The organism is Streptomyces sp. NPDC031379 (genome assembly GCF_055569615.1).
The window spans coordinates 177,689-191,664 of sequence record NZ_JBVIIT010000013.1 but is presented as its reverse complement, the minus strand read 5'-3'; the positions used below and the strand labels follow the sequence as shown (position 1 = coordinate 191,664).

Sequence of the window (13,976 nt, the reverse complement as noted above, 5' to 3'; positions counted from 1 at the left end):
GCGGGCGGCCGCGGCGCAGGTCAGGGCGCCCGCGAGGCCAGGCGCCGCTCCTCCCGCCGCTGGGCCCAGCGGCGCAGGAAACGCCGGATCCGGGAGACGAGGAACAGCAGGGTGAGCAGCCCGCCGACCAGCAGGACGCCCGCGACGACCGCCGCCGCCCCCGGGTGGAACATCGCGAACGACACGACGGCGCCGACCCCGAGGTCCTCGGCGAGGCTCAGCACGAAGTTGCTGAACGGCTCCGGCGAGGTGTTGACCGCCATCCGCGTCCCGGCCTTGACGGTGTGACTGGCCAGCGCCGTCGAACCGCCCAGCAGGCCTGCCGCCACCTCCGGGAGCGAGCCGCTCTGCCCGGCGAGCAGCGCCCCCACCCAGGCGCCCGCGAGCGGCCGGATCACCGTGTGCACCGCGTCCCACGCCGAGTCGACGTACGGGATCTTGTCGGCGACCGCCTCGCACAGGAACAGCACGCCCGCGACGATCAGCACTTCCGGGCGCTGCAGGGCCTGCGGGACGTCGTCGCTCACCCCCGTCAGGCCGAAGAGGCCGAGCAGCAGCACCACCGCGTAGGCGTTGACGCCGCTGGCCCAGCCGCTCGTGAAGACCAGAGGGAGTACGGACACGGACGCGATCGTAGCCAGTCGGCCTGCCGGAACCGTGGGCACGCGCGCGGACGGCTGAGTACGCGTACCTAGGCGGCCAGATGAGTACGCGCGCGGATGGGGCGCCGGCCCCGCAGACGGGAGAGTGGAGGCACGGCAGGGGGCGCGGCCCGGCACCGCCGACACGGGGCGGCGGAACGGCGCCCGCCCACCGGCCGCTCCTTCCGCCGATCCGTCGGCGGAAGCGAGACACGGGGGTCCCGGGGGAAGACCACCACGGGGGTCCGCACGGGGGGCCCGTACGGGGGAGTACGGGACGGAAGTACGGGGGAGTCACGGGGGAAGGGGAAGGCGCCGGTCCGGGAGCGGACCGGCGCCTTCCGCGTGCGCCGGAGTGCGCGCGACGAGTGCCCGCACCGGGCCCAAAGGCTCAGGCCTTGCCGCTGACCCGGCCCTGGAGCAGCCGGGACAGGGCCGCGTGGACGTCGTCCAGGGAGCGTTCCGGCTGGAACGACTTCCAGTCCAGCGCCGCCACCAGGACCATGCCGACCAGCGCGGCCGCCGTCAGCTGCACGTCGATCTCGTCGCTGAACTCGCCGGCCGCCACGCCCTCGCGCAGCACTCCCTCGACCACCGCGACGGCCTCCTGCCGGACCACCATCAAGGTGGACTGCCAGGCCCGGTTGGTGCGCCACAGCTCGGCGACGTACAGCTGGGTGAAGGCCGGGTAGCGGTCGATGAAGACCAGGCCCGCGCGGATCATCGCGTCCAGCGCGTCCACCTTGCCGCCGCCCGCACGGGCCGTTGTCTCGGCGGCCTCCCGCAGGGAGGCGGTGAGCAGGCCGACGCCGTGCCTCAGCAACTCCTCGAAGAGGACCGACTTGCTCGCGAAGTTGTAGTAGACCGTGCCCTTCGCGACCCCGGCCCGCTCGGCGATCTCGTCCACCGTGGTCGCGGAGAACCCCTGCTCGGCGATGAGCGTGACGGCCGCCTCGTAGAGCTTCTGCCGGGTGGCCTCGCGGCGCGTGCTGCCGCCGGACCTGGCGCTGCTGCTTTCCATGGCCCCGATTGTCACAGGTGCGCGCGTGTGCCGAGGCCCCGCGGGGATCACAGGCTCAGTTCCGGGTGCAGGCGGTCCAGCGTCCACACCTGGCGGCGCCGGGCCGCGAGAGCCGTCAGCGCCAGGGCTCCGGCGGTGAACGCGGTGAGCACCCCGCACGCCTGCCAGACCGGGCCGAGCCCGCCGCCCGTGATCAGCCGGCGCAGTGCCTCCACGATGTAGCTCATCGGCAGGAACGGGTGGATCGCGTTGAAGAAGCCGGGGCTGGTCTGCACGGGGTACGTGCCGCCCGCCGAGGTCAGCTGGAGCATCAGCAGGGCGAGGACGAGGATCCGGCCGGCCGCGCCGAAGCGGGCGTTCAGCCACTGCACGATCGCCGTGAAACAGGCCGTGACCAGGAACAGGAAGCCGATCGTGCCGGCCGCGCGCTGCATCTGCAGCCCGATCGCCCCGTGCAGGACGGCCATCAGGGCGGTCACCTGCAGCACGCCCACCGCCACCACCGGCAGCCAGCCGGCCAGCGCGATCCGCCAGGCGGACGAGCCGGCCGCGAGGGCACGCCGGTTCAGCGGCGGGATCAGCATGTAGGCCACCATCGCGCCCACCCACAGGGACAGCGGGATGAAGTACGGGGCGAACCCGGTGCCGTAGTTCGGCGCCTTGTGCAGGTCGTGGGAGGCCAGCTGGACCGGGTCGGACATCACGCCGGTGCGCTGGTCGCGGTCCTGCTTGTCGTAGTCGGGGATCTTCCGCGCGCCGTCGTGCAGCCCGCCGGCCAGCTTCCCGGAGCCGTCCGACAGCTTGTACAGGCCGCCGTTCAGGGTCTGGGCGCCCGACTCGGCGGTGCCGATGCCCTTGTCCAGCTTGACCGCGCCGGTGCGGGCGGTGCCGAGGCCGGTGTGCAGCTTGTCGGCTCCGTCGGCGACCTTGTGAGCGCCCGTGTTCAGCTTGTTGATCTTCTTGACGGCGTCGTCGACGTCCTCGGCGAGGTGCGGTGCGCGCGCTTGAAGGGCCTCGGCCTGCTTGCGCAGCGTGCCGAGGTTCTCCCGCATCGTCTTCAGGTCGCCGTCCTGGTCCGCGATCAGCGTGTTGAGGTCGTCGGCGACGGTGGCCACCTCGGCGGCGGCCTTCTTGGCCCGCTTCAGATCCGGGCAGACCGGGTCGGGGATGGCCGCGGTCCCGCAGCGCGCCTCGTAGACCGCGTCGAGGACGGCGGAGGAGGCGTGGGCGGTCTTGGCCGCGCCGGGTGCGAGCCTCACCAGCTCGTCGAGGTTGTCCTTGACCGCCTTGGCCGAGTCGGCGACCAGCTTGGCGGTGTCCCCGATGGTCTTCTCGTTGCTCTTCACGAACGGGCCCGCCTCGGCGTAGACACCGTTGACCTTGTCGGCGAGCGCCTGGGTGCCGTCGGCGACCTGCCGCGAACCGTCCTCGAGGTCACCGGCGCCCGTGTCGAGCTTCTTCAGGCCCTTGGCCAGCTTGCCGCTGCCGCCCTTGGCGTCCTTCAGCCCGTCGGCGAGGTCCTTGGAGCCCTTCTCCGCCTTCCCGATGCCGCTGTTCAGCTTGTCGGCGCCCTTGGCGGCCGTGACGGTCTTGTCGTGGATGCCGGAGAACGACACGAAGATCTTGTCGAGGAAGGTCCGGGAGGCCTTCGTGGACGCGGCCGAGCGCACCTCGTTGAAGACGGTGCGGGAGATCTGGCCGACGATGTAGTTGTTCGCGTCGTTGGAGCGCACCTGAAGGGCGCCGGTCTCGGGGGAGTCGCCCGAACTGGAGGCGATCCGCCTGCTGAAGTCGGCCGGCATGGTCAGTGACAGGTAGTAGGTGCCGTCCTCGACGCCCTTGCGGGCCTCCTCGTCGCTCACCTCGTGCCACTCGAAGGTGCGGCTGTCGCGCAGCCCGTCGACGATGTCGTCGCCGGCGGTGACCTTCTTGCCGGCCGCCGTGGCGCCCTTGTCGTCGTTCACCAGGGCCACCGGGATGCGGTCCAGCCGGCCGTACGGGTCCCAGAACGACCACAGGTACAGGGCGCCGTAGAGCAGCGGCAGCACGAGCAGCGCGACCAGGGCGGCGCGTGGCAGTTTCCCGCGCCCGAAGCGCCTCAGCTCAAGCGCGGCCAGCCTCGGTGAGCGCATCACCGGCGACCCCCTTCCGGCCGGTCGGCGTGGTGTCGGTGTCGGTGTCGGCCTCGGTGCCCGGCCGCTCGGTGCCGGTCTGCCGGGCGTCCCCCCGGCCGGCGTCCCGCCGTCGCGTCGAGACGGTCACGCAGCCCTCGGGAGCGGTGCGGCACACGGCCACGACCGTCGTCCCCGCGCGCGTGAGGGACCGCAACAGGGCCCAGACCTCGTCGCGTTCGGCGTCCGAGAGCTTCATGTCGATGTCGTCGACACCGAGCAGCCGGGGCCCGCCCACGAGGGCCAGGGCCACGGACAGGCGCAGTTCCTGGAGCCGCTCCAGGTCGCGCACGGCCGTCCGGGAGCCCTTGGGCAGCGTCTCCAGGTCGAGTCCGGCGGCGGCCAGGGCCGCGTCGATCCGCAGCCGTGCCTCGTGCGCGCGCTGGACGCGGGGCCGCAGCACCTCGCGCAGGGTGTCGCCGAACCGGCGCTGCAGCAGGGCCCGTTCGCGCAGGTGCTCCCCGACGGTCAGGGCCGGCTCCAGATCGGTCACGCCCGTCACGTTGGCCACCGCGCCGACGCGGCGCAACGCCGCCATGTTCCGGGGAAGTTTGAACCCGCCCACCGCGGCCACTCCCTCGGTGGGCTTCATCCGTCCCGTGAGCGCGAGCAGCAGACACGTACGGCCGGAGCCGGACGGTCCCTCGATCGCGATCAGCGAGCCGGGCTCCGCGTCGAGGGTGATGCCTCGGAAGGCCCACCCCCGTGGCCCCTTGAGCCCGAGGCCTTCGGCTGTGACGTCCACGCCGTCCACAAGCCCCCCTGCCTGGCAAATTTGAACTGACTGGTCAGTGCAAAAATACGCCCGAACCTCCGATCGAAGCAAAGGCGCAGGTCAGAACGGATTGTCAGTGCCATACCTCACGATGGGCACATACGGCACCTGTGCCGTCACCCAGACGACAGGAGGTTCGTCATGGCCCACTCGAACGCGGCCGCCGCCCACCGGCGCCGCGCCACCGGCCCTGCCCCCTCACTGACCGGCCCGGCGAGCGATGTGCACCCCGTGCTCCGCCGGGCCACGGCCCCGCCCGCCGCCCTCGACCTGCTCGCCCAGGCCCGTGCCGGCCTGGAGGAGACCACCGTCCTGGAAACGCCGAACGAGCGTTACGCGACCGCCCACCTCGCCGCCCTGCGCACCGCGGCCGCCGTGCTCGCCGCCCGGGGCCGCCCCGAGACCTCCCCACGCCGCCGGTCCCGGATCCGCAGCGCCTGGGAGGTGCTGCCCGAGATCGCCCCCGAGCTGACCGAGTGGAGCGCGCTGTTCGCCTCCGGCGCCGCCCGCCGGGCCCGTGCCGAGGCCGGCATCCAGGGAGCGGCGAACCAGCGGGACGCCGACGACCTGATACGGGACGTGGCGATGTTCCTGCGCATCGTGGAGCGGATGCTCGTCCTCCAGCCGGTCCTGCCCCAGCCCCGCCAGGGCGCCGGCGAGCCGGACGGTCCGGGAACACGCGGCGACCTCCCGGACGCGGGCTGACCACCGTTCGTCCGCCGTGCGAGACGGTCACCGCCCCGACCCGGCGCGGTGACCTGGCAGGGCACCGGAGGCAATAGGGTGGAGTGGCCTGAAGCCGTCCAGCCCTGCCGAGGAGTCAACTGCCGTGTCGGACCCGATGCGCCCCCGCGCCTCTCTCCGTACCGCCGTGGTCTGGGAGGTCCTCCAGGACGCCCTCGACCGCCGGGTCAAGGCCACGGGACGGGAGTCGCTGGACGTCCTCGACACCGGAGGCGGCAGCGGCAACTTCGCCGTGCCCCTCGCCCGCCTCGGCCACCGCGTCACCGTGGTCGACCCCAGCCCGAACGCGCTGTTCGCGCTGGAGCGCCGCGCCGCCGAAGCCGGCGTCGCCGACCGGGTCAAGGGCGTTCAGGGCGACGCCCACGGCCTGTTCGACGTGGTCGAGCGCGGCGGCTACGACGCGGTGCTGTGCCACGGCGTCCTGGAGTACGTGGACGACCCGGCCGAGGGCGTCCGCAACGCCGTCGCCGCGCTGCGCTCCGAAGGCGTCCTCAGCCTGCTCGCGGCCGGCCTCGGCGGCGCCGTGCTCGCCCGCGCCCTCGCCGGCCACTTCAAGGAGGCCGGCCAGGCCCTGAAGGACCCCGACGGCCGCTGGGGCACCGGCGACCCGATGCCGCGCCGCTTCACCGCCGAGCAGCTCACGGCGCTGGTCGAGGGCGCGGGCCTGCGGGTCGGCGCCGTGCACGGCGTGCGGGTCTTCGCCGACCTCGTGCCCGGCGTCCTGGTGGACACCGAGCCCGGCGCCCTCGACGCGCTGCTCAAGCTGGAGGCCGCGGCGGCCGAGTTGCCCGCGTTCCACTCCGTGGCCACCCAGCTGCATGTGCTCGGTGAGACGCCGGGTGCCGCCGAGCGCTGAGCGTACGGCCGGGACCCGCCGCTGATCAGGGGCGGGGCGGCGGATGGAGTACGCCACAAGCCCCCCGAACGAGGGGTTTGCGCCGTATGATCGAGGTGCACCACCCGGCATGACGGGTCGGCCGCCGGGGAATGGAAGCCTCAGCGAGCCGGGACGACCATGACGGTTTCCGGCTGGCCGATTGGCGTAGAGGGGCGGGTTTCACGGGGGCGATTCCCTGCCTATCCTGAAGGGACCCCCCGGGTCGCCCCGGCGACTGCACGATGAGGAGGACTCCGTGCCGCTCTCGGAGCACGAGCAGCGCATGCTCGAGCAGATGGAGCGAGCGCTGTACGCCGAAGATCCCAAGTTCGCGTCGGCGCTCGAGGGAAGCGGGCTGCGTACGTACACCCGGCGGCGGGTCTACCAGGCGGTCGCAGGCTTCCTCGTGGGTATCGCGCTCCTCATGGCCGGAATGGTCGCACAGCTGATCTGGGTCAGCGTGGTGGGTTTCCTCGTCATGCTGGGCTGTGCCGTACTCGCCGTCACCGGCTGGCGCAAGGCCCCGAAACCGGGTGAGCAGCCCGCGGGCGCCGCTCGCCGCCAAGTACGGCCGAAGCGCTCCATGATGGACCGGATCGAGCAGCGCTGGCAGCGCCGCCGGGACGAACAGGGTCACTGAGCCGGCCGCGGTTCTCCGCGGACAGCGGCAGACACCCTTTTCGCCGACAACAGCAGACGCCCGTGAGGGGTGACCACCAGGCGGTGGTCACCCCTCACTCGTGTCTCGGCCCGGCCTGTGTCTCAGCCCCGCTGCCCCGACGGCCGCCGCAGCGTCGGCCGGGCCGACGCGGCCCGGGCGGTGAGCGCCGACCAGCGGGCCGACGCCGCCCACAGCACCCGCACGGCCGAGCGGGGCAGGAACCGCGCCCGCAGCCGCGTGCCGCTGCCGACGGTGCCGTGCAGCGCCTCGATCACCCGGCGCACGTCCTGCGCCGCACCCGCCGCCGGCCGCGGCCGCGGCGCGTACAGCACCTGCTCCACCGCGTCCGCCACCCGGTGCACCGCGGCCCCGGCCGCCGGATCCAGGTGTCCGAGCCGGACGATCCGAGCCGCCGCCCCGCGCGGGGTCAGCGACTCGTCCGGCGGGATGCCGTGGTCCCAGGCACTGTCCGTCAGTTCCTGCCACACGGCCAGGGTGTGCGCCGCCGCGCCCTCCGCGGTCCGCGGGTGCGCGCCCAGCCGCAGCGACCGCACCCGCGTCCGCCACAGCAGCGGCGACAGCGGAACGGCCGCCACCACCAGTACGGCCAGCCCGATCAGCACGTACCACCACGACCCCGTACCACCGTCCCCGCTGTGCGGGGCCACCGCGGCCGACGGGCTGTCACAGGCCTGCAGCTTGCGCAGCTCGCTCGTGCAGCTCTCGCTCGGCGAGGCCGCCGCCGAGGGCGCCGAGGACGCGTTCTTCGACGGCAGGGCCTGGTCCGGCACCGAGGTGCCGGGCGTGTCCGACCGGGTGTACGACGGCGTGGTGCCGCGGGTGGGGGTCGGCTCGAAGCGGGTCCAGCCCACGCCCTCGAAGTACAGCTCCGGCCAGGCGTGCGCGTCCTTCTGGTTCACCGCGACCGAGCCGTCGGCCTGCGGGGTGCCGGGCGCGAAGCCCACCGCGACCCGGGCCGGGATGCCGAGGGTGCGGGCCATCGCCGCCATCGTGAAGGAGAAGTGGACGCAGAAGCCCTCCTTCTTCTCCAGGAAGTTGGCGATGGCGTTCGGACCGCGGCCGACCTCCACCTGCGTGTCGTACTGGAAGCCGCCGTTGACGGCGAAGTAGTCCTGGAGCCTGACGGCCTGCTCGTAGTGGCTCGTCGCGCCCGAGGTGATCTCCTTCGCGGTGCGGGCCACCACCTTCGGCAGCGCGGACGGCACCTCGGTGTACTCGCGCCTCAGGGCCGCCGGAGGCTCCGGCGCGGAGGCCAGTTGCTCCGCGGTCGGCTGCACCGCCAGGCTGGTCACCTGGTAGGTCTCACCGCGCGTGTTCTGGCCGTGGTCGCCGACGAGCGTCATGCCGACGGGCTCGTACCGCCAGCGGCCGCTGATCTTCACGGCGCTCGGCGGATAGGGCATCGGCAGCCAGTCCTGGGCGTACCAGTCCGCCGCCGTGACCGTCGTCCTGACCTTGCCGCGCTTGACCTCCGGACCCAGGCCGGTGGGGGTCGGGAACACGTCCGGCACCCCGACGACGTGCCGTTGGGCCGGCTTCCAGGTGGTGCCGTCGAAGTCGTCCAGGGAGACGATGCGCAGATACAGGTCCGTGATGTCGGCGGTGCTGGTCCTCAGGGACAGCACCTGGCGGTCGTTGTCCGTGTTCAGGCTGTCGCGCAGGGACACCAGCGGGTTGACCGCCGAGATCGTTCCCCCGTTGCCGTTGCCCGCCCCCACACCGGTGCCGGCGGCGTCCAGCAGCCCGCCCTGCATCGCGGGCAGCGCCAGCGGCACCACCAGGGCCACACCCAGCGCGACCGCGCCGATCCGGCGTCCGGTGCGCACGGGGGCCGCGACACCGGGCTCCGCGACACCCGTCGAGCGGGGCGCGCCGCCGAAGACCCGGCCCCACTGGGCGAGCCGGTCCCGGCCCTCCGCGAGCAGCAGCATCAGATAGCCGGCCGCCGCCACCAGGAACCACAGCCAGTCGGCGCCGCCGTCGGACAGCCCCGCGGCCACCGAGTACAGCGCGAGCAGCGGCAGCCCGGCCGGGGCCGCGCTGCGGAAGGTCACCGCGAGCGTGTCCACCAGCAGGCCGATCAGCAGCGCGCCGCCGATCAGCATCAGCTTGATGCCGTCGGTGAGCGGCGCCGGTATCGCGTACTGACTGACGTCGTCCGAGCCCTGCTGGAGCAGGTCGGCGAAGTACCGGAAGGCGTCCGGGCCGGGAATCAGCCCGAGGAGCGCGTGTTCCCGGGCGAATACCAGCGTCAGCAGCATCAGGGTGACCATCGCCTGCGCCGCCACCGTCAGCGGCCGGCCCAGCGGCACCCGCCGGGCCGCCGCGCCCACCCCGGTCTGCACGGCCACCAGCGGGACCAGTTGCAGCAGCCAGGTCGGCTCGGCCACCAGGGGCAGCAGTGCGCAGGAGGCCATCAGCGTGGCCGCGGCGGCGCACAGGGCCAGTCGTGCCCGCCCGCTCATCCCCGTGCCTCCCCGCTCAGCGCGGTCAGGCCCGAACGTTCCCGGTCGGCCTGCCGCCACAACTCGTCCAGCGAGGCGCCGCGCGGCACGCTCAGCGCCGTCCAGCCCGCCTCGCGCAGCATGCGCAGCCGCTCCGCGTGCCGGTCGCCCGGCCGTGGCACGTCGGTCGCCTCCCGCACCCAGGTGTCGGGGTCCAGGACGAAGGCGACGGCACCGCCGCTGCGCCGGCTCATCTTGGCGACCGTCGTGGCCTGCTCCTCGTCCAGGTCGCCGAGGAAGGCCACCAGCAGTCCCTCGTTGCCGCCGCGCAGCACGTCGTACGCCCGGGACAGGCCCGTGCCGTCGGAGTGGTCGATCACCGCGAGGGTGTCCATCATCAGGCCGGCCGCGTCAGCGGTCTCCTGCCCGGCGCCCGCGAACCCGTCGGCGCCCTCGCCGGGCACCGAGCTGCCACCGTCCGTCAGCAGGCGCACGGAGAAGCCGCGTTCGAGCATGTGCACCAGGACCGACGCGGTGCCCGCGACGGCCCACTCGAAGGCCGAGTCCGGGCCCGCGCCCTCGTAGGCCCCGCCCCGGGTGTCCAGCAGCACGGTGCAGCGGGAGCGCCGGGGCTGTTCCTCGCGGCGCACCATCAGCTCGCCGTAGCGCGCGGTGGACCGCCAGTGCACCCGGCGCAGGTCGTCGCCGTAGCGGTACCCGCGCGGGATCACGTCGTCCTCGCCCGCCAGGGCCAGCGAGCGCTGCCGCCCGTCGCCGTACCCCTTGGCCTCGCCGCTGAACCGGACCGGTGCCAGCGGTTCCACGCGCGGGATGACGGTCAGCGTGTCGTACGTGGAGAAGGACCGGGTCAGTTCGCACATCCCGAACGGGTCCGTGAGCCGCAGTTGCAGCGGGCCCAGCGGATAGCGGCCGCGCAGGTCGGAGCGGACCCGGTAGGAGACCTCGCGGCGGCCGCCCGGCTCCACCCGGTCCAGCACGAACCGGGGCCGCGGCCCGAGGACGTACGGCACCCGGTCCTGGAGCATCAGCAGGCCGGTGGGCAGCCGGGAGACGTTGTCCATGCGCAGATGCACCCGGGCCTCGGCGCCTGCCGGCACGCGCGCGGGGGCGAGCCGGCGGTTCGCGGCCACCCGGTAGCGGGTGCGGTACAGCACGCTCGCGCAGATCAGCGGCAGCACGGCAAGCAGCAGGCCGACCCGCAGCAGATCGCTCTGGCCCAGCACGTACGCGCAGATCGCGGCGGCGATACCGGCCGCCAGGAAGGAGCGGCCGCGCGTGGTGAGCCCCGCCAGGGCCGTACGGACGCCGCTCGCCTCCCCGCGGTCGGCCTCCGCCTGCCCGGTCCCCCCGGCGCTCATCACAGACTCCGCGGGGGCTGCTGGGGATAGGCCGGCACGCCCCGGCCGAGTCCGCCGAAGCCGCTCTGCTGCCCGGGCGTCGCGGGTACCGGGGTGTGCTGCAGGATCTCCAGCACCACCTGTTCGGCCGAACGGCGGTTGAGCTGGGCCTGGGCGGTGGGCAGCAGGCGGTGGGCGAGGACGGCGACGGCGAGCGCCTGGACGTCGTCCGGCAGCGCGTACTCCCGGCCGGCGAGGGCCGCGGACGCCTTGGCCGCGCGCAGCAGATGCAGCGTCGCGCGCGGGGAGGCGCCCAGTCTGAGGTCCGGGTGGGTGCGTGTGGCCGCGACCAGCTCGACCGCGTACCGCCGGACGGCCTCGGAGACGTGCACGCCGCGCACCGCCTCGACCAGCTTCACGATCTCGTGCGCGTGGGCCACCGGCTGCAGGTCCTCCAGCGGGCTGACCCCGCCGTGGACGTCGAGCATCTGCAGCTCGGCCTCGACGCTCGGGTAGCCGACGGAGACGCGGGCCATGAAGCGGTCGCGCTGGGCCTCGGGCAGCGGGTAGGTGCCCTCCATCTCGACCGGGTTCTGCGTGGCCACCACCATGAAGGGACTGGGCAGTTCGTAGGTCTGCCCGTCGATGGTGACCTGCCGCTCCTCCATGGACTCCAGCAGCGCGGACTGGGTCTTGGGCGAGGCGCGGTTGATCTCGTCGCCGATCACGATCTGCGCGAAGATGGCGCCCGGCTTGAACTCGAAGTCCCGGCGCTGCTGGTCCCAGATCGACACGCCCGTGATGTCCGAGGGCAGCAGGTCGGGCGTGAACTGGATGCGCCGCACCGAGCAGTCGATGGACCGTGCCAGCGCCTTGGCGAGCATCGTCTTGCCCACCCCGGGGACGTCCTCGATCAACAGGTGGCCCTCGGCGAGCAGCACGGTGAGCGCGAGCCGTACGACCTCGGGCTTTCCCTCGATCACGCTCTCCACCGACCCGCGCACCCGCTCCACCGTGGCGGTCAGATCAGTGAGGCTCGCTCGATCGTCATAGGTCGTCACCCGGCCCTCCTCGGCCCGTTCTTTCCGGGCCGACGCTCTGTGTTGCGAAACCGGCCCACCCCGAAACACGGACACCACGCGGAAACAGTTCCGCGTGATGCCACACCCCGCATTCTTGCTGCCGTTACCGATTCGTGTCACTCGACTGTGGACAACTGCCCGCACGATGTCGGCCTTACGGTCATTTCGACTGCCGTCCTCGATGCGTACGGCGCATCGCCCGTGCGGCGCGGGGGTGTTCGCGGCGGGCCGGCGAGGACGGTCAGGCGGGGTCGATCTCGCGGAGCCGGCCGGTCTTGACGTCGAAGACGAAACCGCGCACGTCCTCGGTGTGCAGCAGGAACGGCGAGGTGCGCACGCGCTGCATGGACTGCCGCACGTCCTGGTCGACGTCCCGGAAGGCCTCCACGGCCCAGGCCGGGCGCTGGCCGACCTCCAGCTCCAGCTCGTGCCGGAAGTCCTCGGTGATGGACTCCATGCCGCACCCGGTGTGGTGGATGAGCACGACGCTGCGGGTGCCGAGGGCCCGCTGGCTGATGGTCAGCGAGCGGATCACGTCGTCGGTGACGACTCCGCCCGCGTTGCGGATGGTGTGGCAGTCGCCGAGCTGCAGGCCGAGGGCCTTGTGCAGGTCGAGACGGGCGTCCATGCAGGCCACGATCGCGACGCGCAGAACGGGCCGGGCGTCCATCCCCGGGTCGCCGAACGCGGCGGCGTAACGCTCGTTGGCCTCGACGAGACGGTCTGTGACGGTGCCGTCCGCTATGGCGCCTTCGGACCCGGTGGGAGCTGCTGCAGAAGTCGTCATACTCAAGACCGTACTGGTCATCCACGGTCCGGGCCCGCTGTGAGATGTGGACAAAGAACGCCATCGTGGCTTGTTGTGAGCGACTCCACACACTCGGCGAACCCCCGGCCTCGCTCCGTCGGGCGACGCGCAGGCCGGTTGATTGACCGCGAGACAGGGTGGACTAAAGTGACGCGAAGCGGGAGGCGCGGCTCTCCCTGCTGGTGAAAACCCCCGGAGATCCCGGCACCCGTCCGGACCGTCTCCCCACGTGCGCGGCGCGTACGTACGGCTCGGCCTCCTCCCGCTCCCGGCCGGCTGACGCTTCCGGCGCCGGCAGGCCTTTCGTTCGCGAGCGGGCGGTGACCCGGCGGTGCGTACGGCCCGCGCCGGATCCTGAGAGGCCCCCTTGAGCCAGAGTCGACACGTCCCGGTGATGCTCCAGCGGTGCCTGGACCTGCTGGCGCCCGCCCTGGAGCGCCCGGGAGCGGTGGTCGTCGACTGCACTCTCGGTCTCGGCGGCCACAGCGAGGCGCTGCTGAGCCGGTTCCCCGAGGCGCGGCTGATCGGCCTCGACCGGGACAAGGAGGCGCTGCGCCTGTCCGGCGAGCGGCTGGCGCCGCACCAGGACCGCGCGACCCTCGTGCACGCCGTGTACGACGAGCTGCCCGAGGTGCTCCACAAGCTCGGCATCGCGCGCGTGCAGGGCGTGCTGTTCGACCTCGGTGTGTCCTCCATGCAGCTCGACGAGGCCGACCGGGGCTTCGCCTACGCCCAGGACGCGCCCCTGGACATGCGCATGGACCAGACGACCGGCATCAGCGCCGCCGAGGTCCTCAACACCTACCCCGCGGGCGAACTCGTGCGCATCCTGCGCGCGTACGGCGAGGAGAAGCAGGCCAAACGGATCGTCTCCGCGATCGTCCGCGAGCGCGAGAAGGAGCCGTTCAGCAACAGCGCCCGGCTCGTGGAGCTGATCCGGGACTCCCTGCCGCAGGCGGCCAAGCGGACCGGCGGCAACCCGGCCAAGCGCACCTTCCAGGCGCTGCGCATCGAGGTCAACGGCGAACTGTCCGTCCTGGAGCGGGCGATCCCGGCCGCCGTGAAGACCCTCGACGTCGGCGGGCGCATCGCCGTGCTGTCGTACCACTCGCTCGAGGACCGCCTGGTCAAGCACGTGTTCGCGGCCGGCGCCGCGTCCACCGCGCCGCCCGGGCTGCCGGTCGTGCCCGAGCGCTACCAGCCGCGGCTCAAGCTGCTCACCCGCGGTGCCGAACTTCCCACCGAGGAAGAGGTCGCCGAGAACCGCCGGGCCGCACCGGCCCGGCTGCGAGGTGCCGAGCGCATCAGGGAGGACGCCGAGTGAGCCGGACGGGTCGGTTGGTTTCCCCAACCCACTGGGGGAGTGGTGAGTA

General features: G+C 73.0%; 12 protein-coding genes. 4 read left to right on the top strand and 8 right to left on the bottom strand.

Annotated elements, in window-relative coordinates; all coding sequences use genetic code 11:
* Nucleotides 1-20 precede the first annotated feature (20 nt).
* The 4 genes from ACZ5CW_RS20625 to ACZ5CW_RS20610 form a co-directional block, all read right to left on the bottom strand.
* A complete protein-coding gene (locus tag ACZ5CW_RS20625; RefSeq protein WP_468603295.1) occupies nucleotides 21-623 on the bottom strand; it encodes a DUF4126 domain-containing protein in 603 nt (200 codons plus the stop codon).
* Nucleotides 624-1,032: 409 nt separating this feature from the next.
* Nucleotides 1,033-1,662 (bottom strand): TetR/AcrR family transcriptional regulator, encoded by a 630-nt coding sequence (locus ACZ5CW_RS20620; RefSeq protein ID WP_468603293.1) that lies wholly within the window; start codon nucleotides 1,660-1,662, stop codon nucleotides 1,033-1,035.
* A gap of 47 nt (nucleotides 1,663-1,709) precedes the next feature.
* The gene (locus tag ACZ5CW_RS20615) at nucleotides 1,710-3,794 is read right to left on the bottom strand and encodes a YhgE/Pip family protein (protein WP_468603291.1); all 2,085 of its coding nucleotides are present in this window, start codon (nucleotides 3,792-3,794) and stop codon (nucleotides 1,710-1,712) included.
* On the bottom strand, nucleotides 3,766-4,587 hold the full coding sequence (locus ACZ5CW_RS20610) for an ATP-binding cassette domain-containing protein (protein WP_468603289.1): 822 nt from the start codon (nucleotides 4,585-4,587) through the stop codon (nucleotides 3,766-3,768). The genes ACZ5CW_RS20615 and ACZ5CW_RS20610 overlap by 29 nt, the downstream gene beginning before the upstream one ends.
* Nucleotides 4,588-4,749: 162 nt before the next feature.
* Here ACZ5CW_RS20610 and ACZ5CW_RS20605 point away from each other — a divergent pair, with 162 nt between their 5' ends.
* The 3 genes from ACZ5CW_RS20605 (at nucleotide 4,750) to ACZ5CW_RS20595 (ending at nucleotide 6,869) form a co-directional block, all read left to right on the top strand.
* A complete protein-coding gene (locus ACZ5CW_RS20605) occupies nucleotides 4,750-5,313 on the top strand; it encodes an SAV_6107 family HEPN domain-containing protein (protein ID WP_468603287.1) in 564 nt (187 codons plus the stop codon).
* Between the two features lie 124 nt (nucleotides 5,314-5,437).
* Nucleotides 5,438-6,208, top strand: a complete 771-nt coding sequence (locus tag ACZ5CW_RS20600; protein WP_468603285.1) for a class I SAM-dependent methyltransferase — start codon at nucleotides 5,438-5,440, stop codon at nucleotides 6,206-6,208.
* Between the two features lie 277 nt (nucleotides 6,209-6,485).
* The gene (locus ACZ5CW_RS20595) at nucleotides 6,486-6,869 is read left to right on the top strand and encodes a DUF3040 domain-containing protein (protein WP_356940609.1); all 384 of its coding nucleotides are present in this window, start codon (nucleotides 6,486-6,488) and stop codon (nucleotides 6,867-6,869) included.
* Between the two features lie 122 nt (nucleotides 6,870-6,991).
* On the opposite strand, the gene ACZ5CW_RS20590 is transcribed toward ACZ5CW_RS20595, so the two are convergent.
* The 4 genes from ACZ5CW_RS20590 to ACZ5CW_RS20575 form a co-directional block, all read right to left on the bottom strand.
* A complete protein-coding gene (locus ACZ5CW_RS20590; RefSeq protein WP_468603283.1) occupies nucleotides 6,992-9,376 on the bottom strand; it encodes a transglutaminase TgpA family protein in 2,385 nt (794 codons plus the stop codon).
* On the bottom strand, nucleotides 9,373-10,734 hold the full coding sequence (locus ACZ5CW_RS20585; RefSeq protein ID WP_468603281.1) for a DUF58 domain-containing protein: 1,362 nt from the start codon (nucleotides 10,732-10,734) through the stop codon (nucleotides 9,373-9,375). The genes ACZ5CW_RS20590 and ACZ5CW_RS20585 overlap by 4 nt, the downstream gene beginning before the upstream one ends.
* Nucleotides 10,734-11,774, bottom strand: a complete 1,041-nt coding sequence (locus tag ACZ5CW_RS20580) for an AAA family ATPase (protein WP_468603279.1) — start codon at nucleotides 11,772-11,774, stop codon at nucleotides 10,734-10,736. Before ACZ5CW_RS20580 ends, ACZ5CW_RS20585 begins: the two co-directional genes overlap by 1 nt.
* A gap of 262 nt (nucleotides 11,775-12,036) precedes the next feature.
* The gene (locus tag ACZ5CW_RS20575) at nucleotides 12,037-12,582 is read right to left on the bottom strand and encodes a beta-class carbonic anhydrase (RefSeq protein WP_468603277.1); all 546 of its coding nucleotides are present in this window, start codon (nucleotides 12,580-12,582) and stop codon (nucleotides 12,037-12,039) included.
* Between the two features lie 388 nt (nucleotides 12,583-12,970).
* Here ACZ5CW_RS20575 and rsmH point away from each other — a divergent pair, with 388 nt between their 5' ends.
* A complete protein-coding gene (gene rsmH, locus ACZ5CW_RS20570; protein ID WP_468603275.1) occupies nucleotides 12,971-13,927 on the top strand; it encodes a 16S rRNA (cytosine(1402)-N(4))-methyltransferase RsmH in 957 nt (318 codons plus the stop codon).
* Nucleotides 13,928-13,976: the final 49 nt, after the last annotated feature.

Excerpts from the sequence above, each read along its gene's own strand:
- ACZ5CW_RS20590 (WP_468603283.1), bottom strand. The coding sequence starts at position 9,376 with ATGAGCGGGCGGGCACGACTGGCCCTGTGCGCCGCCGCGGCCACGCTG.
- ACZ5CW_RS20575 (WP_468603277.1), bottom strand. The coding sequence starts at position 12,582 with ATGACGACTTCTGCAGCAGCTCCCACCGGGTCCGAAGGCGCCATAGCG.
- ACZ5CW_RS20605 (WP_468603287.1), top strand. The coding sequence starts at position 4,750 with ATGGCCCACTCGAACGCGGCCGCCGCCCACCGGCGCCGCGCCACCGGC.
- ACZ5CW_RS20585 (WP_468603281.1), bottom strand. The coding sequence starts at position 10,734 with ATGAGCGCCGGGGGGACCGGGCAGGCGGAGGCCGACCGCGGGGAGGCG.
- ACZ5CW_RS20620 (WP_468603293.1), bottom strand. The coding sequence starts at position 1,662 with ATGGAAAGCAGCAGCGCCAGGTCCGGCGGCAGCACGCGCCGCGAGGCC.
- ACZ5CW_RS20615 (WP_468603291.1), bottom strand. The coding sequence starts at position 3,794 with ATGCGCTCACCGAGGCTGGCCGCGCTTGAGCTGAGGCGCTTCGGGCGC.